Genomic DNA, 24,668 nt, shown 5'->3' on the forward strand with positions numbered 1-24,668 from the left:
GAATTCCCTTTCAATTTATCTGTATAATCTGGAACCTCTCTATCTTTATAATCTTTTTTTCAATCGTCTACATTCTTGTTGAATAAAAAAGTGATCGGCAATGACTGTCTTTGAATCAAAAAAATCAGCAATTTCAAGTTTAAATAAATGTCTAATGGCATTATCTACGTCATGCTCTCGACATGCATGAAGATATAGATACACATACTCATCAACGGTGCTAAAAACGTCTCCTTCACGCTTAACATGAAATAGCTGTAGCGGATGAATTGCATCTATTCTTGGTAATAACCTCAATGTAACCATTACGCCACTAACGCCCAAATTAGCCGCTGAATCGCTATAGTCTATAACCTGATCCACAAACTCAGATAAAGGTAAAAAACCTTTTCTCAGCGGGCTTTGTGAGTGCTGTAATACCTCATCAATCGAGCTGGGTAACGGCCTTGAAAATTCAAATCCCTGAATAGATTGAATCTGAGATAATAATCGCGATGGCTCAGAGAAACTATATAAAATAAGGTTTACCCCAAGCGTTAAAAATAAACATTCATCTTGATGGCGTATAATACCATCTACATTTTGAATAACGAGTTTCAGTTTTTTGCCACATAACTTTCGTAAAGAAAAGCATTGTTTTGCTAAATCAGCTAAATCTGTATAACGTGTTACTGCAAACACTAAAGTGGCTGCTTTCATTTCACTCGCATGCTGGTAAAGAGCTTTGTTATCTTCAAGCAGTTTATAAGATTCGGGTAGTTTAGTCCCTTCTGGCACTGCGCTTTTTACTAGCCATACATCATTTTCGTCAAAATCGTGATTACGTTTTAACGTTTTAGTTTCAGTATTGCTTCCCTCGATCACTTTAAATTTATTAGTGCTCGATTCTAGTAGCACGGTTTCTCCTGCGATTATTCCCTGTGAGTGGCTCCAATAATCATACTCTAAGGCTTTAACCGTTGACTCATTTACATACACTATGCCATCAAAGGATTTATTTGCGCCGCGAATCAGCATTCGTGCGCGCGCAATTTCAAGGCCGGTAGTTATAAATATAAGAGTCAGTTGATATTTTTTTGTAAAACTTTCGAACAATTTAAACTGTTCAATCAATTCACTATGCTTGTAGTGTGTTATCAAATCTGTATTGATATGCAAAATAACTGTAGAGCCAAATAGTTCATCATAAATTTTTAATTCTGCCAGTAAGCTACGGATGAAATTTAATTTCTTTTTCAAGGCAGTACCGCTGTTAAACGTAAATGGATGTACTTTGCCTTTGTTAAATAAATCGCTTACACCGTCAGAGTATGGAGTCTCGAAGAAAATCTCTATTTGCGAGGATAAAATAAACACATCTTGCCCTGATTCTTCAGAAATTGCCTGTAAAGCAAACTCGACTCCTTGGTTATCCAACGGAGAGAGTAGTATATATATGGCATCACTTTTCAGTTCTGCAAGTGCAGTGGGTAACCCCTCTATATTCAAGCTAGGCACATGAACATCCTATAAAAAAAGTACTTTTTCACTAGTTTTGTTTCTTATTCTATATATAATGTAAATTAAGTCCACAATTTCAAAACTTATTATTTAACATGAGTAAGTACATGCATAATATTTACAAAGATCAGTCAAATATTTTAACTCAATATGATATTGAATGTTTGTTAAGCCGTTTCGGTGGTAAAGATCAGAGTTATATTGAAATTGTTGATGTGCAAAAAAATCAACAAATATTTGCAAAATACCCGCTATTAAAAGAAATATCGCATGCAAAATCGATAAGTACTTTCAAAAATAAGTAGAAAGCAATGAAGAGAGTTTTTCTTAAAGGTATTAAAGGGGGTACTGGTTCAACATCTGTTGCGGCTAATCTTGCATGTGCATTGCGAAAATCCAATGAAGATATTTTACTCATTGATCTTGATCCTAAAAGTGATGTCGGACTTCACCTTGGTCTTCCTTGGCAGCATAATTCAGGGTGGAGTAATTACCCAAACTTCGAAAGTGCAATAGAAGAGTTTTTTACTGATAATGATGGCGTAATATTTCTTCCTTTTGGCAGTAATTCGTCGGGAATTAAGCGCTTGCAAGAAACCATAGCGGGTGTAAGTAATTTAAAAACAAGTCAAAGTGCGTGGGTTATTTTTGATTGTCCTAATTATATCGATCTCAATGATTTTTCTTTCACTGAACAAGATATCGTTTTAGAGGTCATTAATTGTGATGCGATTTGCCACAGTTTAGTCTATAAGCGGTTAGTTTCATTAAAACAAGCGACAAAAGATTGGCAACATTATTTTTTAGTAAATAAATATAACTCAGCCAGTGAACTTGAGTCTGACCTGTTACAGGTATGGCAATCTGAAACCCCACTGTTAGCCCCTATCCATATGAATAAAGATGAAGTGATAAAAGAATCTACTGCGTTTAAAAATGTCGCTGTAAATTGCGCACCTTATAGTGTTGCGTATGATGATTTTGAAACACTTGCAGGGTGGTTAGTTAGCAAGGCGAGTAAGAATGACTAAACATCATTATGCCTCAGGCGTTCTTCAGCAGTTTCTTTGCTCTCATACTCAGTATTTTATTTACTGAAAAGCTCGTTCGCTTCATATTCTATAAGTTTCATTGTTATTTTAATCAACATAAGATGAGCGCCTTAACAGCATTTATAATGCCGTTCTTTTTGCTGTTTGCAGCTATATTCGTCAAGCTTAATAATAAGAAAAAGAGACATTTAGAAACCAAGTTATCACTGCTCTACCCGCATATCACATTGCCATTTGGCACATTAGCAAACTTTATACGGATATTATTACAAAGTATTTATTTGATTCTTTTTAACGTTACAACAAAAACTGTACCCGCGCGAAATAAAGACACAAAAACAACAACACGATTAATAAATAGAGTCTTTAGAATTATTCGTTACATAGATAGTAAACTAACGCGACGATGCAAAAAATTATGGTTACAACTACAGAGCAGAACAAATGTAAAACCATTACAACGTGTTAATAATTTCAACTTATGGCAAAACCGTATATTAAAATTTGTATTATATTTTATGCTCGCGTTTACTGTACTACTTTTTGTTACAGTCCCATTCAGCCTTGAAGCACAAGCAATATTTATTAGTTTGATTCTCATTGTTGCCTACTCCTTGAGACGCGTTGATGGTCAAATGGCCACAATTACCATGATAACTCTTGCTGTGACGACTTCAACACGTTATTTATGGTGGCGTTACACAGACACCTTAAATTGGGGTGATCCACTGGCATTAACTTTAGGTATCGGTCTATTACTCGCTGAAACCTATGCATGGCTAGTACTGATTTTAGGCTTTTTTCAAACAATTAATCCATTACATAGAAAGCCGATCCCAATGGATGGTGACACATCAAAATGGCCAACTGTCGATATATATATTCCTACCTATAACGAGCCACTAAATGTTGTTAAACCTACTGCAATTGCAGCACAAAGTATCGACTGGCCAGCAGATAAACTAAACATCTACATTTTAGATGATGGTAAGCGACCTGAGTTTGCAGAAATGGCAAAAGAAATTGGCGTGGGTTACCTTGATAGACCAGATAATAGCCATGCCAAAGCAGGTAATATGAATCACGCGATGAAATATACCGATGGCGAGTACATTGCTATTTTTGATTGCGACCATATACCTGCCCGTTCATTTTTACAAATGACTATGGGACAATTTATTAAAGACGAAAAAGTATGCTTAGTGCAAACTCCACATCACTTTTTCTCAGCAGATCCATTTGAACGTAACCTTGATAATCATCGCCAAATACCCAATGAAAACATGTTGTTTTACGGCCTTATTCAAGACGGTAATGATATGTGGGACGCTACCTTCTTTTGCGGCTCTTGTGCTGTTTTAAAGCGAAAAGCGTTGGATGATATTGGCGGTTTTGCAGTCGAAACAGTCACAGAAGATGCGCACACAGCACTGCGAATGCAACGCGCGGGTTATAAAACAGCATATATCAACATTCCTCAAGCTGCAGGTCTTGCTACAGATAGTCTATCGGCCCATGTTGGCCAGCGTATTCGTTGGGCTCGAGGCATGGCGCAAATATTCAGACTCGACAACCCATTGCTAGGAAAGGGACTCAGTTTGGTACAACGTTTATGTTATATAAATGCCATGCTGCACTTTTTATCTGGTATTCCTCGAATTGTATTTTTAACTGCCCCGCTGGCATTAATTTACCTAGATGCTTACATAATCTACGCCCCTTTCATCGCTATATTTTTATATATAGTGCCAACCTTGATGCAAGTGAAAATTACAAATTCACGTATTCAAGGTAAGTACCGTTACTCATTTTGGGGGGAGGTCTATGAATCTGTGCTTGCTTGGTATATTTTAAAACCCACCACTGTTGCCCTATTCAATCCGAACAAAGGGAAATTTAACGTAACAGAAAAAGGCGGTTTAAATGATGTTGCTCGATATGACTGGCTTATCTCGAAGCCATACATAGTACTGTTACTATTAAACGTTCTTGGTATGTGTTATGCCATCTTTAGGTTAATCTTTGGTGATGTGTCCCAAATTGGTGTGCTATTAATCAGCATGTTGTGGGTTAGCTATAATATGATGATTTTAGGTGCCGCTGTTGCCGTAGCAGCTGAAGCTAAGCAGGTGAGAAGTTCTCATAGAATAAAAGCTAACTTTCCTGCAGCCATTAGACTTGCAAACGGACGCACAATAAAAGTAAAAATTACAGATTATTCTGACAGTGGTGTTGGTATTGAAACCGTACATGAACATTCTTGTCGAGAAAATGATAAAGTTGAACTACTCATGAGCCGAGGGAAAAAACAGTTTTCCTTTCCGACCTTTATTTGTAATACAAGAAAAAGGCAAATTGGCTTAACGTTAAGGGACCTTAGCTTAGACAAACAAAAAGCATTCATTCAATGCACATTTTCTCGCGCAGATGCTTGGCTCGATTGGCAAGATAATTTTAAACATGATAAACCATCGTACAGTTTCAAGAGGGTATTTTATACGAGTCTTCGTGGCTATAGTAACTTGATTTTCCATGCGCCTAAACCATTTAGGCCATTCATTATTTTTATGACTAACGTAATTGAAGTCATTATTTCGCTATTACCAAAAAAACCAAAAAAGTATTCTAAATTATATGATTAAACAATTAGCTACCTCTGCCCTAATAATGCTCGCTTTGGCCAATAGTCAATTTACAAAAGCAGCAACCCCTCTTATAGATAAGTCTATATTTGACGATGGCTACCCTGAGCAAGCACCTACAGAAAGTCTAACACTCAGCTTTAAACGTCTGGGGGTTAATAAGTTCAAGTTAGACGGAGTTGACACCACAACCTATGTCGATTTTACCAATAGGCTAGATAAAATAGGTAAACAACTTAAGTTAAACTTTTCCTATAGTCACTCGCCAGCGCTAATCAGCCGCGTATCACACTTAAAAGTCTATTTTAATGATAACTTGATTACTGTTATGCCAATCAAAGATCAAGAGACACAAATTAGTCAGTTAAAAAGCCATAGCCTTGATCTCAATCCAAAGTTAATTAAAGACTTTAACCAAATACGTTTTGAACTCGTCGGTTATTATGACTTAATCTGTCAAGATGATTTTAGTAAAACAATTTGGACTGAGTTAAGCCAAAATAGCTCTATTACTCTAGAGCAGCAATCATTAGCCTTGGAAAGCTTGCTTGAGTATTTTCCTGCACCATTTTTTGATGAGCGAGATTATACACAACTAAGTTTGCCTTTTATCTTTGCGAACAACCCTGATGAAAATACACTTGAAGCCGCTGCGACTCTATCAAGCTGGTTTGGGGCGCAAGCCGATTGGCGTAAAGCAACGTTCCCAGTGCAGTTTAATCAAACACCTACTACACATAGTGTAGTATTGGCGACCAATACCAATAAACCTGACTTTTTGCTCGATTATCCAGATGTATCAAAACCAACCGTTGAAATCATTTCAAGTCCAACTCAACGTTATGCAAAAGTACTATTGATACTAGGTAAGGATACGAAGCAGCTAAAAGATGCCGTCGTAGGTCTAGCATTTGGCCACAAAGTGATGACAGGGCGAACTGCAAGTATTAATAAAATTAACCATTTACCCTTAAGAGATGCCTATGATGCGCCTCGTTGGGTAAGATCTGATAGAGCCGTTACATTTGATGAGTTTATTGAGTATCCAACCCAATTACAAACACAAGGATTAAAAGGACAACCAGTTAATCTTAACCTTCGTTTTGCCCCTGACTTATTTACTTGGCGTAAAGAAGGTATACCTATCGACTTACATTATCGTAATGCACCAGCCGAAGATGCTCTACTTTCTCGCTTGAATATGCTCATTAATGGTAAGTTTATCAATGGTTTTGAACTTAAGAGTCATGATGAAAAAACAGTTGAAAACGAAAGTTTTGCCCCTTTAGTTTCACAGCAAGGTACAGCGCACAACGAGCAAGACTTTGATATAACAGGATTGGATTTAAGTAAAAAGAACAAACTTACCTATGACTTTAAATTTGGCGTAGTTAAAGTGGGTGAATGCAGTGCGGTACCAGCCGGTGGTGAATATGGAGTGATAGACGGCAGCTCTACCATTGATGTAAGTGGTTTTGAACATTACATCGCATTACCTGATTTAAATGTATTTGCAAACAGTGGATTCCCGTTTACGAAATTTGCTGATTTAGATCAGACTACACTTATTATGCAAAAAGAAAGCTCTGCACAAGCGATACAATTACTGTTAAATTTTACGGGGCACTTAGGAGAGATTACTGGGTATCCAACTCACAGACTTGATATTGAGTTCCCAGATCCCACTCTTGTTCTTGATGATAAAGATTTGATCGTCATTGCAAAACCTAATGCATTTACGACAGAGTTACCTCAAGATACTGCAATCAGTGTTTTGTTAGAAACTAATCAACGGATCGTTGAACAAGCAATTTATAATGGTGCTTACGATAATAACAATGCCCAAAAAGTAAAAGTGAGTATTGAAAGCCAAGGCAAACTAGGGATTATTGCTGGTTTCCAGTCACCATTTAACTCTGAGCGTTCTGTAGTATCAATGACAGCAACGACCGATAATGCATTTACATTACTAAGTGATGCGCTGATAAAGGATGAATCAACAGCTTTAATCAAAGGCAGCGCTGCAATAATTAATAATGCTGGCATAAAGACAATTAATACTGATGATCAATATTTTGTCGGCTACGTACCTATTCACACATTAATATGGTTTCACTTTTCTGATCATCCATTTATATTAGCGCTACTTTCGATTTTAGTCTTATTGCTTATTTCCTTTTTATTATGGCGGTTACTAGGTGTGTTAACTCAAAAGCGTTTATCTGAAGGAGATGAGTAATTATGAATATTTATTTTAAAGCGTGTTTGGTGCTCACTATATTTGTATTTTCAACACCTAGTTTCTCACAAACTATGTGCACACCTTGGCCACAATGGGACACATTTAAAACGAATTTTATCAGCCCAGAGGGTCGAGTGATCGATATTGGTAGTCGCCAATCAATTACCACCTCAGAAGGTCAATCTTACGCCTTATTTTTTGCACTCATTGCAAATGATCAAGCTACATTCGACAAAATATTGGACTGGACACAAATCAATCTTGCCGAAGGTGATTTAAGTACACGCTTACCAGCCTGGCAGTGGGGCATAAACAAACAGGGCCAAGAAACTATTTTGGATTCTAACCCTGCATCTGATTCAGATTTATGGATAGCTTATGCATTATCGCAAGCAGCGCAGCTATGGCAAGATAGACGTTACAGCGTACTTGCAGCTGTTATGGCAAAACGTATCATTCGTGAAGAAACGGCTTACCTGCCTAACTTAGGTTTATCATTATTACCCGGACCACATGGCTTTGAATTTGATAAGACACGTTGGAAGCTAAATCCAAGTTATGTACCCTTGTTTATTTTAAAGCAATTTAGTCAACTATATCCTAATTCCCCATGGCTACAACTCCATGATTCATCAGCTAAAATGCTCATAGAATCAAGCCCCAAAGGTCTTAGCCCTGATTGGGTAATGTATCAAGCTGATAAGGGCTTTTATCATGATAAAACGACTACCGATATCGGCAGTTATAATGCAATTAGGGTTTATTTGTGGGCAAGTATGATGGCCGACGACGCACCTTTTAGAAATGAGTTAATTACACATTTTAAGCCCATGAGCAATCACGTTGCTAACAGAGTAAAGACGCCATTAAATGTTTTTTCAACAACAGGCAAAGCACAAAAGAATGGACCTCTTGGCTTTGATGCAGCTATGCTTCCTCTACTTGAAATCCATAATGAAATACAAGCAAAGACGGCATTACAGCAACAATTAATGGTTGACACTACATTTACTAAAAACCGCTATTATGACAGCGTATTAAATTTATTTAGCCTAAGTACAATTAATAAATTGTATGAAATCGACACGTTAGGCAAGCTAGAACCTAAATGGAGCAATAAATGCCACTAAAATGGCTAATTGGCGCGACTATTTTAAGTGCTTGCTGTTATATCTCCGATGTAACATCTCAAACATCTGCTGATCTTGATACAGACTCCATTGAGTGGTTAGTTAGCCAAATTGAACTTGGTGAAATTCAGCAGAATCAATTACTGATGACTGATAGCCTTGATAAGCTGTTGAGCATAGCACCTAATAACATTCTCGCTAAATGTGCCCGAGCCCGAGTATTACTTACACAAAATAAATTGAATCAAGCAAAAGCTATTATCAACCAATTTAATGCTTTAGATCATAAACAAGCATGTGTGAAACAATTAAAGTTGCTCGTACGGGTAAATACTTCTGATAAACAACAAATTCAACAGGCTAAATTGCTTGCTCGTGCAGGCCAGTACCCTGCTGCGATAAAAATTTACAGTAAATTATTCTCCAGTGCTTACCCTAGCATTGAGTATGAATTTGAACATATCAACTGGATTGCCAGTGATTCAAGTAATTGGCAACAGGCGTATAGAGGCTATCAATCCTTACGTGCTCGCTACCCTAACGTAGGTCGTTTTGATATAGCCTATGCCCGACATGTTTTAAAGCAAACACCTCATGATAAAGACGCCTTAGCAATTTATCGCCATTATGCGCAAAGTAACCAATACAGTGTAGAAACGGAATTTGCTTGGTTAGCGGCGCTCAATAATATGCCTATTACTCAAAAAACGGATAAAGCATATCGTGAGTATTTAAATAGTTACCCTAATAGTAGTAAAGGCCAATTACAATATACAGACTTTCAAAAAGCATTAAAGCAAGAGCTAATAAAGCAATCGGATCCTGCTTATAAGTTATGGAAAAGAGGTGCTGTTGCACTTGAAAAACAACAATACAGTAAAGCTGAAAGACTGTTATTACAAGCCTATAAAGGACGCCCCTCTGATCATGATGTGCTTAATAGTTTGGGCTTGTTGTATTTAAGGCAAGGTATAAATGCAAAAGCATATACTTATTTTAAAAAGGCGCAACGCAGTACTGATAATATAGATTTAGTTGCTGTCTATCGAGGTTTGGCTAATACAGCTAAATTTTGGCAGTATATTAATGAAACCAAAAAAGCGATAGCCTCTAAGCATTTCAAAAAAGCGAAACTAAAAATCGATCTTGCTGATACCCTCTCTGAAAACCCTGAAACCGTAAACTATTACCGCGGTGAACTTTTGCGTACGCAAGGGAAATTCAAGCAAGCAATAGATTATTATAATAAAGTACTCCAAAGCGACCCAACTAACGCATCAGCACTAAGTGCGATATTAGAGGTTTTAAGTATTGATAATAACTTTGAGCGCACAAACCAATTTTATTATCAATTAACTCAAGCACAACAAATAGCGATTGCACAGCAATACTCTCAATTACAGAGTCAACAACTGCGGCTACGAGCAACAAATTTAGCCGAACAGGGACGGCTTGATGAAGCTGTAAATTTATTACTATTGGCGATTAAGCAAACGCCAAGACAAAGTTGGTTATATTATGATTTGGCCAATTTATATCAACAGCAAGGTTTATTAGATCATGCTAAAGCTCTCTATAAAAAAACATTATGGCAATTCCCTCTTGATGCGGAGTTAAGGTATAGCCATGCTGTTTTTCTTCGCTCTCTTAATGACTATCAAGGTGCTTTAGAAACCCTTACTTATGTTCCCAACAATGCGCGTGATGAAAATGTTGTTCAGCTAATGCAGCAGCTTAATATCAACGCAAAAATGAATAAACTTGCCAGTAATGTGACGGATAATAGAGCGACTATAATTTATAATTTAACTGAACTTGGAGCGCAACCATTAACCCCGCTAATGCAAGCTGAGCTCGCTACACAGTGGATGCAAATCAATGAATATAATTACGCAATTAAACAGTTAAAAATAGCTTTAGAGCGAGACTCTACTTTGAATGCATACTGGCATATGACCTATGGGCAGTGGCTTTTAGAAGGTAATAACGAACAAGAAACGAAGCAATGGTTTGCTAACTATCAATTGCCCCAACCTGCAACTGAAGAACAGCAAACTAATTGGGTTATTTTACAGGCTGATTATATAAACAAATTTAACCAAGGCGAAGATCGCCTTGGGTTGTTAAACCAACTTACGCAGTCCTACCCCAATAACTCTGCTGTATACGATGCTTTGATTAACGCAAATATCCAGTTGGGCTACTCTAATGAAGCCATTGAATTATACAAACAGCAATATCAGCAAGGTGTCGCCTTAGCTCAAGAAACAGAGCTTGCTGTGGCAAGAGTTAGCCGTGAATTAGGTGAAGATGCTTTATCTGACCGAATCATCGCTGGGTTAATAAATGACGTTGATAAAGAACAGACTTATCAACAACAATTACTAATGACCGCTCTCACAGACTTCAAAGACGAAGCGAATGTGATACGCCTTGCAAATGACTTGCTTGTAAAATCAAACTATAGTCAAGAGATGTATTATCAAGCAGCGCAAGTTGCACAAAGTCATGAACAAGCAGATTTTGCTAAAAACTGGTATAAAGAAGCGATTGAGCCGCACAGTAGTATTAGGTCGAAAAACAACCCTTCTCTAAATTACCAACTTTATAGCATAGATGAAAATGCCCCGTGGTATGTCAATAATGCTAAACGAGAACTTGCAAGAATGCAGCAACAAAACCAAGCCTATATCACCGCAGGTATTAATTTAAGTAGTCAAACAAGTACGCAAAGCGATGCGACCTTAGGTGCAAATTCTTTTCCTATAGAAGCTGGTTTTTCGTTATGGGACGGGATGGCTATTATTAAACTCGATCCAATGTCGGTATCGAGTCAAGAAACCCGTTTTGACGAAACATTCTCAGGCAGTCGTTATGGCCAAGGCTTATTATGTATTTTAGATTGCCCATTGAATAGTATTACACCAAAACAGCAAGGTCTTGATATTGGTTTAGCGTGGGAAAATGAAACTTGGCGGTTTGACTTAGGGACGACTCCACTTGGTTTTTTAGTTGAAGATATTGTTTGGGGTGTTGACTATAATGACAGTTTTGATGACTTCGGCTATAGCGTAACATTGAATAAACGCCCCGTAACTAGCTCCGTATTATCGTATGCAGGCCTAGAAGATGTACGTACCAATCAAATATGGGGCGGTGTAAGAGCAACCAGTTTACGCTTTAACCTATCTCATGACCTAGGTCTCGACTGGGGCTTTTGGGGCTCGACTGATTTTCAACTATTACAAGGTAAAAACGTTAAAGACAACCAACGCTATAGCATCATGGGTGGAGTATATAATCGCTACATTCGCGAAAAAATACCGAGTTAACTCTGGGGACTAACTTATTACATTGGGCTTATCAATATAATTTAAGTGAAGAAACCTTTGGCCATGGGGGTTATTATAGCCCACAAAATTATATAGGCGTTTCTCTACCTGTTACCTTTGATCAACGGGTAAATAACGACTTTATATATCGATTGCGGGCGGGGCTATCATGGTCAACTACAACCAATGATGAGAGCTTCTTTTTCCCCAATGACTCACTATTACAAAACCAAGCTGATGCACGGGAATCTATAACAGGTGTTAACCCTAAATTTGAAGGTAGTTCAAGCTCAGGAGTATCTTACAACCTTGGGGGTAGCTTTGAATATCGCTTTACTCCGCATTGGTTTTTCGGTGGTTTCTTTAATTTAGACCGTGCTGATTTTTACGAGCCAAACTACGCACAGTTATATTTTAGGTATTATTTCAATCCGGTGTACAGCGAAATGATATTCCCAGGAACACCTGTAGTACCTTACGCAGACTATTAAAATATGCCGAACAATCTCAATAAGATTCTCAAAATGAGATTGTTTGGCAATACCTACTATTTATACCAACTGTCGCAAGCACTTCCCCTAACCATAAGGTCTATGTATACTTAGCCGCAATTGTAGCTAGGATAAGGGTGTGACTCTTACCACTAAGTAACATCTTAGTAAGCAAACCATTACCTTAGCTGCATTAAAAAACATTCATGGCCGCCCGTTCAGTTAGTGTATTACTTACACGAGCAATAAAAGCAAAAATATAAGGCCGCAATAATAATATAAGTTAGGAAGTAAATATGAGTTCATCTTCAACTGGGGGTTTTTTCGGCCACCCAAAAGGACTTTCAACACTGTTCTTCACTGAGATGTGGGAGCGAATGAGCTATTATGGCATGCGTGCCTTACTAGTACTCTTCATGACTGCTAGTTTGCAAGAAGAAGGTCTTGGTTTCACTGTCGCGTCAGCAGCGGCTATCTATGGTTTATACACAGGTGCGGTTTACTTTTTAGGCTTACCAGGTGGTTGGCTCGCTGACCGTTTATTTGGTGGCCAAAAAGCGGTCTGGTACGGTGGTATCATCATCATGATCGGTCATATTATTTTGGCTGTACCTCATGAGTATTCGTTTTTTATTGGCTTAGTATTTGTAGCCTCTGGTACCGGCTTATTAAAGCCAAATATCAGCGCGATGGTTGGCCAACTTTACTCGAGCGAAGATGAGCGTCGTGATAGTGGATATGCCATCTACTACATGGGTATCAACTTAGGTTCAATTATTGGTTACTACGTTTGTGGTTACTTTATGGAAAATGTAGGCTGGCACTGGGCATTTGGTGCAGCTGCTGTTGGTATGGGTATTGGTCTAATTCAATATCATTTAACCACTAAGCATTTACCTAGTCATAGTTCAGCGCCGGCTAATCCATTAAGCCCTCGCGGTATCACACGCACTTGGTTTGCTATTGTGGCATTTGTCATTATTGTTGCATCAGTGGTTGTTGCTGCAATGACTGGTAATTTAGTTATTGATCCTGTGATTATTGCCGGTTATGTAGCGATTGTGTTTTCACTAATTTTCTTCGCATACTTTGGGATTATCTATTTTAAAGGCAAGTTAACCGAAGCTGAAAAACGACGCATGTGGGCATTGTTTCTAGTTTGTGTAGCTTCAGCCTGTTTTTGGTCAGGCTTTGAACAAGCTGGCTCTTCACTGAATTTATTTGCTCGTGACTACACTGATCGTCTTGTAGGTAGCTTTGAAATACCTACCGCTTGGTTTCAGTCATTAAATGCTATCTTTATTATTGTATTATCTCCATTTTTTGCAGCCCTTTGGATTAACCTATCTAAAAAAATGATTTCACCGTCATACAGTGTCAAATGTGCATTTGGTCTTATCATTATGGCGAGTGGTTTTTTAGTTATGTTTATGGCTGCTCATTACGCCGCTGAAGGCTTAAAGGTTGCGCCTTATTGGTTAGTAACAACCTACTTCTTACATACAGTAGGTGAACTTTGTTTAAGCCCTGTAGCATTAAGTGCTGTTAGCCGTTTATCTCCACAACGCTTCTCTGGTCAAATGATGGGGATATTCGTACTTACTTACTCTATTGGTAACATTATAGCGGGTATCCTTGCTGGTGGTTTTGATCCTAATAATATGGAAGAAATTCCTTATCTATATCTACAAATCGCATTATTTAGTATAGGTGTAGGCATTGTATTAGTACTGATGAGCTTTAAAGCCAGAATATGGGAAAAGCAAGGTTTATCTGAGACAAGTGCTCAGTAGTTCATAAACCTTATGCATTAACAGCAATGTACTTTTCCTAAAAGGCAAGATAGCAATATCTTGCCTTATTACTTTCAAACCCATCGCAATTTAAATTTACTCATTTTTAGTCACTAAAAATAATGTTTAATACAAAAAATTAAGCATTGAGGGTAAGCGTATAGCTAACGACACCTAGCTTTGCTAAAGTTCCAAGGCAGAAGTGGCTCAAGGTTATCTGGCTGCTCTGCAATATGTTGCAAGCACGTTGAGATGTAGTCATGCACTACAAGATCATTTGCCTTTGCAGTTTCAACAAGACTATAAAGTATAGCGCTGGCATGTGCACCATTGCAGGTATTTGAGAATAAACAGTTTTTTCGCCCTATTACGAACGGTTTTATGGCTCGCTCTGCACGGTTATTATCAATACTGAGCCTGCCATCATCGAGGTAACGCCGAAATTTCTCAAACTGATTTATCGCATAGGTAATTGCTTTACCTAGCGCCATTTGGGGAGGGATTTTATCTTTGTGTTTGAGTAACCATTGATACAATTCATCAACGATTGGTTTGGCTTTTTGCTGCCTAACGGTGAATTTTTCATCGGCCAGCTTACCTTTGATGGCTTGCTCAATACCATAGAGTTTGCGAATAAGGTTAAGTGCTACATCCGCTTTAACGGTTTTTTTTATTATTGCCTTTGGCCTCGATGAACTTACGGCGTATATGGGCTAAGCACGCAACCAGTGTTGCATTCGTTTGCTCGTAAGCCTTGTAGCCGTCAACGTGCATGTAGCCTTGGTAACCATCAAGGAAATCAACCGCACATTGGCCTGCACGACTATTATGGTAATCAAACAGGACAATATTAGTGCCTTTACCCGGTTTATCATCGCCGCAGCAATACAGCCACATATAGCTGGTTGCTTTATCTGCATTAATGACGTTTAACGGGGTTTCATCGCCGTGAATAACCGGTTGAGATAACAACACGTCTTTTAAGCGTTTATACAGAGGGGACAACAGGTCTGCGCAGCGCAACATCCAGCTCGACATCGTTTGTCTGCTCAACTCAATACCAATATCGGCTAACATTGTTTCTTGGCGATAAAGTGGTAAACCAAACTGGTATTTACACATGATTATTTGGCTCAGCAGGCTGGGGGTTGCGATGCTTTTTGGAATAGGGGTTGCAGGCATTAGGGCGGTTTTTACTACACTTTCAATCCCTTCTCGCTCACAGTGACGACACGTATATTTTGGGCGAATGGTTTTGATTACTTTGATATGCGCTGGTACAAATTCCAGTGCTTCACTGCTGCTTTCACCCATTTTATGAAGGGGGCTTTGACAGCAATCACATATTTTGTCATCCTCTTCGAGGTCAACAACCACCTCAATTCGCGGCAACTGCGCCGGCAGTGGGCGGCGTTTCGGTTTGGCTTTTTCTTTCTTTACTGAGGGCGATGTAGCCAATAGCGCTTTATCATGTTCATCGAGAGTGTCTTCTGCTTCATTGAATACTTCGCCTGCACCCGGCATCTTTTCAGATTTCTTGGCGTACTCTTTGGCAAGTTTTGCGTTATAAGCTTGCAGTAATTCGTGAATTTGCTCATCTTTTTCAGCAACGACTTGTTGCAACTCAAGCACCATACGCTTGAGTTGTTCCAGGTCGTCAGGAAGTGAGTGTGCATCAATTTTCATGTTCGCAATTTAACAGAATTTGACGTTGTTTTCTTGCTTGACGCAAAGATAAAGCAGACGGTGTGGCAACGATCATTTACTGTCAATATGATCGATTAGATCATCGATTGATACTGCAATTCTTCATGACCAAGCACATCATATCCCGACAACAACCAATCCAGTTGCTCTGGACTGAGCTCAAATTCTTGCAGACTGGCTTTGTTTGGCCATTTAAACTTTTGCTTTTCTAACCGCTTGTACCACAAAGCAAACCCCGTTTTATCCCAGTAAACCAGCTTGAGTTTATCCTTCGCTTTGTTGCAAAATAAAAATAAAGCGCCAGTATAGGCGTCACGTTCAAGCTCACCCTCAACGATTGCGACCAGACCATCAATGGATTTTCGAAAATCCACAGCATCGCGGTGTAAGTAAATACACTTAGGTTCAACAAACATTTTCATCAGTTAAGCTCGCGTAGTAATTGGCTTAGATAAGATGCAGGCGTTGTGGGAGGCAAACTGACGTTTACTTTTCCGACTTCGAGGGTAATCGACAGTTGCTGTTCGGTGACGTCAACGTGTTTAGCTACTTTAGCACGAACAAAGCTGCCTGATGATCCATTAAGCTTACTTCGTGCGGCATAAAAGCTTGTTTTTGATAAAGCATGTTGCAGGCAATAGTCAGTGATAGTTAAATCGCTGGCTTGTTGTTCTTCAATAATACTGCGCCATTGTTCAAGGTAGCGTGTTTTTCTCATGACTATCTCCTCATTGAAATTCAGAAATAGCTTAATTGTTTTGGTGAGTTACTTGCAGGTGCATTTTGCTAGACGCTTACCATTGAGGAGTATTAATCAACAAACTAATTTAGTGTATTTTCGAATCGTTGATGAATGATTTTTCTACAAGCTTATTTCTATAACTGATATGATTAAGCTATTCGATTAATTGGTAGTACAGGTATATGTCTTTCTCTTCATTAATTAAACTCCTTATTTTTATGGCTACTTTAGTTTTACTAAACGGTTGTGGCGGTGACGATACGAAAAAAGATACTAACTTTGAAGTTGAAGAAACAGGCTTAGTGATTTCAGCAAATAATGGGTTAGTTAAAAGTTTTGATAACAATTTAGTTCAACTAAATGCTCCCGCTAATTCAGTTACAGTTGACACAAGCTTTATTTTTAGTAAAGCCGAGTTAGATACCCCTAATAAAGAACTCGATATTGTTTCTCCTCTGTATACATTTAGCCCCCAAGACTTAGAATTCAAAAAATCTATTACCATAAAAATTGATGTGCCAAGTACTGAACCACAGCAAATGTTGACTATAGTGCAATTGGTCGATGGTCTCTGGCAGCCTTTAACAACTATAACCAGTAGCTCAAACAGTGTTAGTGCATTAATGACTAGCTTTGGTACTTTTGCCGTTCAGGCAAGAACAGTACCTACAATAACAAAAAATATAGGCCCTACCTGTACAGATAACCAAACTGAGCAAACTCTACGCTTTATCCATGTTGCTGATTTGCACGCCCGCTTTGGCTTTAAAGAGCAGTATTTTAGCCGTATTAAAAGTTACTATAACAACGCATTAACTGAGCAACCCTACACCTTATTCACTAATGGCGGTGATGATTATGAAAAAGGCACCGTGGCTGAACAAACCTCTCTGGGCGTAGCAACCGTTGAAGCTATAAAAGCCATGAAATTTGATGTCCGCGTTGTTGGCAACCACGATTATGCCTGGGGACCGCAACAGTTATTAGAATATGCCAATGATGATCATGCAATTGTACTAGCAAGTAATACCCGTTACGCTGGAAATAGTGAGCAAACCTTTGATGGCGTGGAGTTTTCTATCGTACAAGTCGGCTGTCTAAAAGTAGGCTTTTTTGGCATGACATCTGTGCCCTGGAATGAATTAGATCAACCAATAGAAACCGCACCGATCCCAGACTTCATCGCGAACTTTAAAATGAACTGGGAATGGCAAGAAATAGCTGAAGAAATAGTCGGTAAATATAGCCAAGATGTAGACTTCATGGTGATGCTAAGCCACCTAGGTGAAGGCACTGATACCCGTATAGCACAAAATGTTCCGGGGATAGATTTAGTACTTGGCGGACATACCCATGGTGGCGAAAATTATCAACTATTAGAAAATGGCAGTATTGTTATACAACCTAACTTCTTTGCCCAAGGGCTGACGGATTTAACACTTACTTTCGATTCAAATACGAAAGAGCTTACGAATATTGATTACGAAACTATAGCAACATCTACCATCTCAACGACTGATGAACAGCTGCAGAGTGAAATAGATTCAATAATGGGTAAATATGCACCAGATGCAAATACTGAAATAGCAATTTCAGAAAACTACCCTACAGCAGAACAAGTCATGGAAATTACCGCGCTAAGCGCACAGCATCAGTATCAAGTCGATGCTGTATTGTTTGACTCCGCTCAAGTACAAACTCGCTGGACACCGGGCACACTAACACAAGAAGATTTTCATAATGCCTTTAAAGTCGAAAGACAGCCTTCTAACACGCCAGGTTTTAGCGCTATCTATCAGGTAACAGTGTCAGGCTCGCAATTAAAAGACATTGTTTCTAGTCAACCTGACTGGGTATCGCTTCTTCCTGAGTCTATTAATGATGACAGTAATTACACTTTAGCTTTACAAAAAGGGCCCGCATTTAATGGTGAACTATTCTTTAACGATATAAGTTTCACTGAACCTGCTTTATTAGCTGAAACCTGGGAACTACTTGATAAATATGCCCGCTATCGTACCAGTCAGTGTTTACATATAGATACAGATAAACCTCTAAATGCGTGCCAAAGTATTGATAATATAACTATTTGGAACTTTAACGATGCAAGTAATCCATTCAAAGCAGACTATGGACCGTCAACACTAAACTACTATGATCCAAATACTACAAATTGGGGACCAAGAGAAAGTACATTCGATACCACCACCTCTCTAGAAATAGATGATTTAATTGATGGCCCATCTGGCGTCATGGCTTTTAGCGATCATGCACCAAATGAAGGCTTAATTATTAATTTAAATACTCCAGCTAATGGCGATTTTGCAGAGCAAGGATTAGTATCAGATTACACGATAGTCATGGATATATATTGGCCATTTGCCGCTAAGGATATCTACCGTGCACTGATCCAAACAAATATAGAAAATACTCCCGAAGACGATGCAGATATTTTTATTAACCCCGAAGGTGCATTAGGCAAATCAACGAGTAAGAGTGGGTATTTTGGTGCAACTCAACCTGATACTTGGCATCGCATCGCATTTGTCTTTTATACCGCACCAAGCAATGGTGTATTTGAAGTGTATGTAGATGGTGAGTTAGTAGGAGTGAAAACTGAAGGTGAAATAAACAGTCGCTGGGCACTTAATAAAGCCGTACTACTTTTAACTGACGATGATTATGAAACAGAACCCGGTTATTTAAATGCGCTGTTATACGCTGGGCGAAGTATGACTCGAGATGAAATAAAAACAATGGGTGGTGCGCAGCAACAACTGCAATTTATACCGAGCACTCGTGAACTAAATCAAACTGTAGAACGCCATTATCAAAACGCCCCCACCATCATGCCTAACCTCTGGCTTGAACAACGTAGCAAGTTTTTTAACAATCGCGCTAAAAACGTAAACAAATAATTACAACCGCAGGGTAAGATATAGAGAGAAACGGTTCTATTATTTACCCTGCGACTTCCCTAAAAGTCTTATAAACACTATATAAATCAATATTAAAAAATATATTAGCATTATTTTTAAAGTGAAAAATCTCAAGCTTATAAAACGGTATTTCAGAACCTGCAATTCAGTTTTGACTCACCGTCCCATTTAATTTACAAACCTCCTCTGAGCTAAATAATTGCCCCCTCTTCCCCTCATGCAATTTATGGTTAATCATCTGCGCTATTAAATACAACAAAACGCAGTGCTTAAAAATTGCGGGAGAATTAAAATGAGTGAAGTAAAAAACCCTTTAGGTTTAGTTGGTATCGAATTTACTGAGTACGCAACGCCAGACGCTGACTACATGGACAAAGTATTTACCGATTTTGGTTTTTCTAAATTAAAAACATTTAAAGGTAAAGATATCGTTTATTACAACCAAAACGATATTCACTTTTTACTAAATAACGAACGTGGTGGTTTTTCTGCTGAATTTGCAAAAAGCCATGGCCCTGCGATTTGTTCGATGGGTTGGCGTGTTGAGAATGCGCAAAAAGCATTCGAAACAGCTGTAGAGCGTGGGGCAAAACCAGCGACTGACTCAACCCATAAAGACCTACCATATCCAGCAATTTACGGTATTGGCGACAGCTTAATCTATTTCATTGAACAATTTGGTGATAATGGTTCTATCTATGAAAATGATTTTGAAGATTTAAGCGAACAAAATATTGTTGCTGACAAGGGCTTCTTGCGCATCGACCACTTAACAAACAACGTTTATAAAGGCACGATGGAAACATGGGCTAATTTCTATAAAGACGTGTTTGGTTTTACCGAAGTGCGTTACTTTGATATTAAAGGTCAAAAAACAGCGTTACTTTCTTATGCACTTAAATCACCTTGTGGCACCTTCTCTATCCCAATTAACGAAGGTAAAGGCAACGATAATAACCAAATTGATGAATACTTAGGTGAGTACAATGGCCCAGGTGTTCAACATTTAGCATTCTTAACAGATGACTTAGTTAGCTCGTTAGATAAGTTAGATAAATCAACAATTGCCACACTTGATATTATTCCTGAGTACTATGACACGATTTTTGACCGTGTACCTTGGGTTGCTGAAGACAAAGAAAAAATCCGTGAGCACCAAATTTTAGTCGATAGCCAAAGCGAAAACTGCTACCTACTACAGATTTTCTCTAAAAACTTATTTGGCCCTATCTTTATCGAAATGATCCAACGTGTTGATGACGGCGGTTTTGGTGAAGGTAACTTCCAAGCGCTGTTTGAATCGATTGAGCGTGATCAAGAGCGTCGCGGCGTTTTATAAGTTTTAAAAAGAAATTAAAAAGCAGCGAAATCGCTGCTTTTTTGTCGTTTAAATTTGTGCTGATTGCCTCCATATACTAGTGTATCCAATCAGCGCGAACCATAAGGAAAGAATATGAGCCTCATTAACGAAACCCATGATATTAATTTAACTAGCTGGGTTGAATCAGCCAACGCAGAGAATTGCGACTTCCCAATTCAAAACCTTCCTTTTGCAGAAGTTCGCCGTAAGAACTCTAACGAAGCTTTTCGCGGTGCAGTTGCTATTGGCGACCAAGTAATTGACCTTGCAAAAGTAAACGAGTTAGCTATTTTTTCTGGTGATGCCCAAACAGCGGTTGCTGCTGCAAGCCAAGCAACTTTGAATGAATTTATGGGCCTTGGCCAACAATACTGGTCAGCATTGCGTTTAGCCTTGTCTAAAGCACTACGTGAAGGTGCACCCGAGCAAACAAAACTAACTGATACATTAATCGCTCAAGCTGACATTGAATTTGCCCTGCCGTGTCGCATCGGTGATTACACTGACTTTTATACTTCAATTTATCATGCAACAGCCGTAGGCAGTTTATTCCGTCCAGATAACCCATTACTACCTAACTACAAGTGGGTGCCAATTGGTTACCACGGCCGTTCATCATCAATTGATGTATCAGGACAAACTTTCCATCGTCCTAGCGGCCAAACTAAAGCGCCAGATGCCGATGTTCCATCACTTGGCCCATGTAAACGCTTAGATTATGAATTAGAGCTAGGTATTTACTTAGGTAAAGGTAACGGATTAGGTGATGCTATTACTATTGAAAATGCAGAAAATCACGTATTTGGTTTTTGTGTATTCAATGACTGGTCAGCACGTGACTTACAAGCGTGGGAATACCAACCGTTAGGACCATTTCTTGCGAAAAACTTTGCTTCAACAGTATCGCCATGGATTGTCACTACCGAAGCGTTGGCTCCATACAGAACCTCATGGACCCGTGATGAAAATGACCCACAACCATTAGATTATTTAGAGTCAACGCATAACCGTGAGCACGGTGCTTTTGATATCAAAATGGATGTACAGATTGAAACGCAGAAAATGCGTGACGAAGGTCATACTCCGGCGCAAGTGTCTAAATCAAGCTTTAAGCATTCATACTGGACAGTAGCGCAAATGGTAACTCACCATACCGTCAATGGTTGTAACTTTATGCCAGGTGACATGCTAGGTTCAGGTACACAATCAGGCCCAACTCACGAAGAAGCAGGCTCTTTACTTGAGCTATCACGTGGTGGCAAAGAGAAGATCACACTAAGTAATGGTGAGCAACGCAGCTTCTTAGAAGATGGTGATAATGTAATCATGCGCGGCTGGTGCGAAAAAGAAGGTTTTGCTCGAATTGGCTTTGGCTCTGTTGAAGGCACAGTTCTTCCTGCTAAGTGATTAAACAACCTAACTTTTTAACTATTTGTTAAAAAATGAAAGCGCTCGACCGGGCGCTTTTTACACACTAAATTGTAAAGGTTACAATTTTTTTCTGGCTTTTTTATATCAAATTGCTATCTTAATCTGGTTAATAGCCAGTATTTATAAGCCATGTCAGTATTTATTAAGTCTTTTTATCACAAATTATTCCCAGCTAGACAGCTTTTGATCCGTCAAAATGGTGAAGTGAAGCATGTGATCTTAGCCCCTTGGCTGCAAGTTTTTGCCGTGTTTTGTATTTTAACAGCAATAACTTGGTTAACAGTTTCTACTTTGCAGGTTTATAGCCAAACCAATATAATTTCTGATATTGAGCAAAGCCAAATAACAAAACAACAAAAATGGCAACAGCAGCAACAAGCGCAACAGCGCCTGCATGAACAACAGTTAGAACAATTAGCCACGCTCGAACAAAAGCATGCATTACTACAAAGCATGATTGAATCACTACCCGACTCTCTAAGTACAGCTGAAGATAGTACGACACTTGAACTTGAAGAAAAACAGCAACAAAGCGACTTACATGAGCCGTTAATAGATGAAATTAAGGGAAGTCATATACCACTACAGCAAAGCAGTTCGTTTGAGCAACGCCTAGCTGCACTCAGTACGCAATATAAGCAAAGCTTTAATAAGCTAGAAACTCATATTGATCAGCGCCAACAAAACATTTTAACAATGCTCAAAGGTGCAGGCCTTGATACAGCGCTTGCTAATCAATTAAATTATCCAGTTAATGATTCAGCCCAAGGTGGTCCGTTGAACTTATTTGATGAATCAAGGATCCCCAGCGAATTTTTAGCCACTGCCGATAAACTATTATCTCTGAACAACCTAGAGAGTTTACTCAGCGAACTTCCACAGTCACTACCCGCTGCTGACTATTATATTTCGAGCAGCTATGGTTTACGTAAAGATCCAATGAATGGTCGTCGTGCTTTTCATAAAGGTGTTGATTTAGCTGGGTGGCATAAGACTGAAATTTTTGCCCCTGCCGATGGCACCGTACTACGAGCCGGACGCAATGGCGGCTATGGTAACTTTATTGAACTTGAGCATAAAAATGGCTTTGTAACACGCTTTGGCCACCTTAATAAAATTAAAGTTAAAAAAGGACAGTCAGTTACTAAAAATGATGTCATTGGCTTGATGGGCAGTACTGGCAGAAGTACGAGCACTCACCTACACTATGAAGTGTTACTTAACGACAAACATGTTAATCCAGTTAAAATTACAAAGGCGCTTTCTCGTGTTCGGTAAAAAAAAGCAAACTAATACTAGCTCAGTTGGTAACCAACTTAAAAGAACTAATCACGCACCTTCAATTATATCTGAAGACGTTCGTCTTACTGGTTCGTTAGTCAGTCAGGGTGAAGTTCAACTTGATGGCAGAATTGATGGTGATGTAAGAGTTAGTCATCTTGTAATTGGTACCACAGGTACTGTTGAAGGTAGTGTTGTCGCAGATAGCGTTATTGTCAAAGGCAAAATTATTGGCTCACTCAACGCGAGTAAGGTCACGATTGAACAAACTGCCGAAGTACACGGCGATGTTTATCAAGATACGTTAAGTATTGAAGCTGGTGCTGTTATTGAGGGTAACTTAAAACAGCGGCATGAGGCCGAAACTGTTGAGTTGATCAGTCAATCAATTGAGTCAAAACCTGAGCTAACATCGGTTTTAAACGAAGGCGATAACGACTTGTCTTTTTTCAACAAACAAGCCGTAGAAAAAGAATAAGGTTATTTTTTCTTAGTAATGTACATTGTAATATCTGCGGTGAATACAAGCTCATTGCGGGTATTATACAGTTTGACCGGAACCACTAAGTCTTCTTTATCAATCCATGGCCTTGGTAACTGAATCTCAGCAATAGCTGTCACATCTGTATCCACTTTTGCTAAATAATTAACCGTCATTCCTTTTGGGATCCAGCGATGGGTTTTATAGGGCACTGTTGCGTCAACCATAACCCCTGCACATAGTTCAGCCAAATTACATTGGGCAATGGCATGAATAGTCCCAATGTGATTATGAACTCTACGGCGGTTTTTAACTACGGCACTACAATAGCCATCTCTAACATCTAAAATATAGGGTTTCATTGAACCAAAATAAGGGGCTTTAAAGCAGACGGCTTTAGTAAATAGCCAATTACCAAACGGTAACTTTTTTAATTTTAACCAGGTTTTTAGAACGGCAGATTTATCACTCATTATTTTTCTCAGTCGAATGCTGTTTATATAGAAATAAATTAACACATCAGACCAGTCAAGCAAAGATTAATA

Annotated in this window: 15 protein-coding genes and 2 pseudogenes; 12 read left to right on the forward strand and 5 right to left on the reverse strand. The window is 38.8% G+C overall.

The window, feature by feature from the left end; all coding sequences use genetic code 11:
- Positions 1–45: 45 nt before the first annotated feature.
- Complete coding sequence (gene bcsE / locus ACU8V8_RS11120; RefSeq protein WP_446887521.1) at positions 46–1,497, reverse strand: cellulose biosynthesis protein BcsE; 1,452 nt, start codon at positions 1,495–1,497, stop codon at positions 46–48.
- Positions 1,498–1,607: 110 nt separating this feature from the next.
- Here bcsE and bcsR point away from each other — a divergent pair, with 110 nt between their 5' ends.
- The 7 genes and pseudogenes from bcsR (at position 1,608) to ACU8V8_RS11155 (ending at position 14,182) form a co-directional block, all read left to right on the forward strand.
- A complete protein-coding gene (bcsR, locus tag ACU8V8_RS11125) occupies positions 1,608–1,805 on the forward strand; it encodes a BcsR/BcsP family cellulose biosynthesis protein (protein WP_421959124.1) in 198 nt (65 codons plus the stop codon).
- 6 nt (positions 1,806–1,811) lie between these two features.
- A complete protein-coding gene (gene bcsQ / locus ACU8V8_RS11130; protein ID WP_446887522.1) occupies positions 1,812–2,531 on the forward strand; it encodes a cellulose biosynthesis protein BcsQ in 720 nt (239 codons plus the stop codon).
- An 8-nt stretch (positions 2,532–2,539) separates the two neighbouring features.
- Positions 2,540–5,194, forward strand: coding sequence for a UDP-forming cellulose synthase catalytic subunit (gene bcsA / locus ACU8V8_RS11135; protein ID WP_446887523.1), 2,655 nt, complete (start codon positions 2,540–2,542; stop codon positions 5,192–5,194).
- Entirely contained in the window at positions 5,187–7,433 is a 2,247-nt protein-coding gene (bcsB, locus tag ACU8V8_RS11140) for a cellulose biosynthesis cyclic di-GMP-binding regulatory protein BcsB (RefSeq protein ID WP_446887524.1), read from the forward strand. The genes bcsA and bcsB overlap by 8 nt, the downstream gene beginning before the upstream one ends.
- A gap of 2 nt (positions 7,434–7,435) precedes the next feature.
- Positions 7,436–8,566: a cellulose synthase complex periplasmic endoglucanase BcsZ gene (gene bcsZ / locus ACU8V8_RS11145; RefSeq protein ID WP_446887525.1), complete on the forward strand. Its 1,131-nt coding sequence runs from the start codon at positions 7,436–7,438 to the stop codon at positions 8,564–8,566.
- A gap of 689 nt (positions 8,567–9,255) precedes the next feature.
- Positions 9,256–12,389, forward strand: a pseudogene (locus tag ACU8V8_RS11150) (cellulose synthase subunit BcsC-related outer membrane protein).
- A gap of 296 nt (positions 12,390–12,685) precedes the next feature.
- Complete coding sequence (locus tag ACU8V8_RS11155) at positions 12,686–14,182, forward strand: peptide MFS transporter (RefSeq protein ID WP_446887526.1); 1,497 nt, start codon at positions 12,686–12,688, stop codon at positions 14,180–14,182.
- A gap of 164 nt (positions 14,183–14,346) precedes the next feature.
- On the opposite strand, the pseudogene tnpC reads toward ACU8V8_RS11155, so the two are convergent.
- From tnpC to tnpA, 3 genes and pseudogenes are all read right to left on the reverse strand, one after another.
- A pseudogene (tnpC, locus tag ACU8V8_RS11160) lies at positions 14,347–15,868 on the reverse strand (IS66 family transposase).
- A gap of 95 nt (positions 15,869–15,963) precedes the next feature.
- A complete protein-coding gene (gene tnpB, locus ACU8V8_RS11165; protein WP_087534705.1) occupies positions 15,964–16,311 on the reverse strand; it encodes an IS66 family insertion sequence element accessory protein TnpB in 348 nt (115 codons plus the stop codon).
- Positions 16,311–16,607: an IS66 family insertion sequence element accessory protein TnpA gene (gene tnpA / locus ACU8V8_RS11170; RefSeq protein WP_446887527.1), complete on the reverse strand. Its 297-nt coding sequence runs from the start codon at positions 16,605–16,607 to the stop codon at positions 16,311–16,313. The genes tnpB and tnpA overlap by 1 nt, the downstream gene beginning before the upstream one ends.
- A gap of 206 nt (positions 16,608–16,813) precedes the next feature.
- Between tnpA and ACU8V8_RS11175 the strand changes: the two genes are divergently transcribed.
- The 5 genes from ACU8V8_RS11175 to ACU8V8_RS11195 all read left to right on the forward strand — a co-directional run bounded on the left by ACU8V8_RS11175 (position 16,814) and on the right by ACU8V8_RS11195 (position 24,120).
- Positions 16,814–19,549 carry a metallophosphoesterase gene (locus ACU8V8_RS11175; protein WP_446887528.1) on the forward strand — a complete coding sequence of 912 codons (2,736 nt, stop codon included), beginning with the start codon at positions 16,814–16,816 and terminating at the stop codon, positions 19,547–19,549.
- A 313-nt stretch (positions 19,550–19,862) separates the two neighbouring features.
- Positions 19,863–20,909, forward strand: coding sequence for a 4-hydroxyphenylpyruvate dioxygenase (gene hppD, locus ACU8V8_RS11180; RefSeq protein ID WP_087532062.1), 1,047 nt, complete (start codon positions 19,863–19,865; stop codon positions 20,907–20,909).
- A gap of 114 nt (positions 20,910–21,023) precedes the next feature.
- Positions 21,024–22,337 (forward strand): fumarylacetoacetase, encoded by a 1,314-nt coding sequence (fahA, locus tag ACU8V8_RS11185; protein ID WP_446887529.1) that lies wholly within the window; start codon positions 21,024–21,026, stop codon positions 22,335–22,337.
- A gap of 153 nt (positions 22,338–22,490) precedes the next feature.
- Positions 22,491–23,639, forward strand: a complete 1,149-nt coding sequence (locus ACU8V8_RS11190) for a M23 family metallopeptidase (RefSeq protein ID WP_446887530.1) — start codon at positions 22,491–22,493, stop codon at positions 23,637–23,639.
- Complete coding sequence (locus ACU8V8_RS11195) at positions 23,629–24,120, forward strand: bactofilin family protein (RefSeq protein WP_421959134.1); 492 nt, start codon at positions 23,629–23,631, stop codon at positions 24,118–24,120. The genes ACU8V8_RS11190 and ACU8V8_RS11195 overlap by 11 nt, the downstream gene beginning before the upstream one ends.
- Positions 24,121–24,122: 2 nt before the next feature.
- Here ACU8V8_RS11195 and ACU8V8_RS11200 read toward each other — a convergent pair whose 3' ends face one another.
- A complete protein-coding gene (locus tag ACU8V8_RS11200; RefSeq protein WP_446887531.1) occupies positions 24,123–24,596 on the reverse strand; it encodes a hotdog fold domain-containing protein in 474 nt (157 codons plus the stop codon).
- Positions 24,597–24,668 lie beyond the last annotated feature (72 nt).

This window comes from Pseudoalteromonas sp. SaAl2 (genome assembly GCF_052947895.1).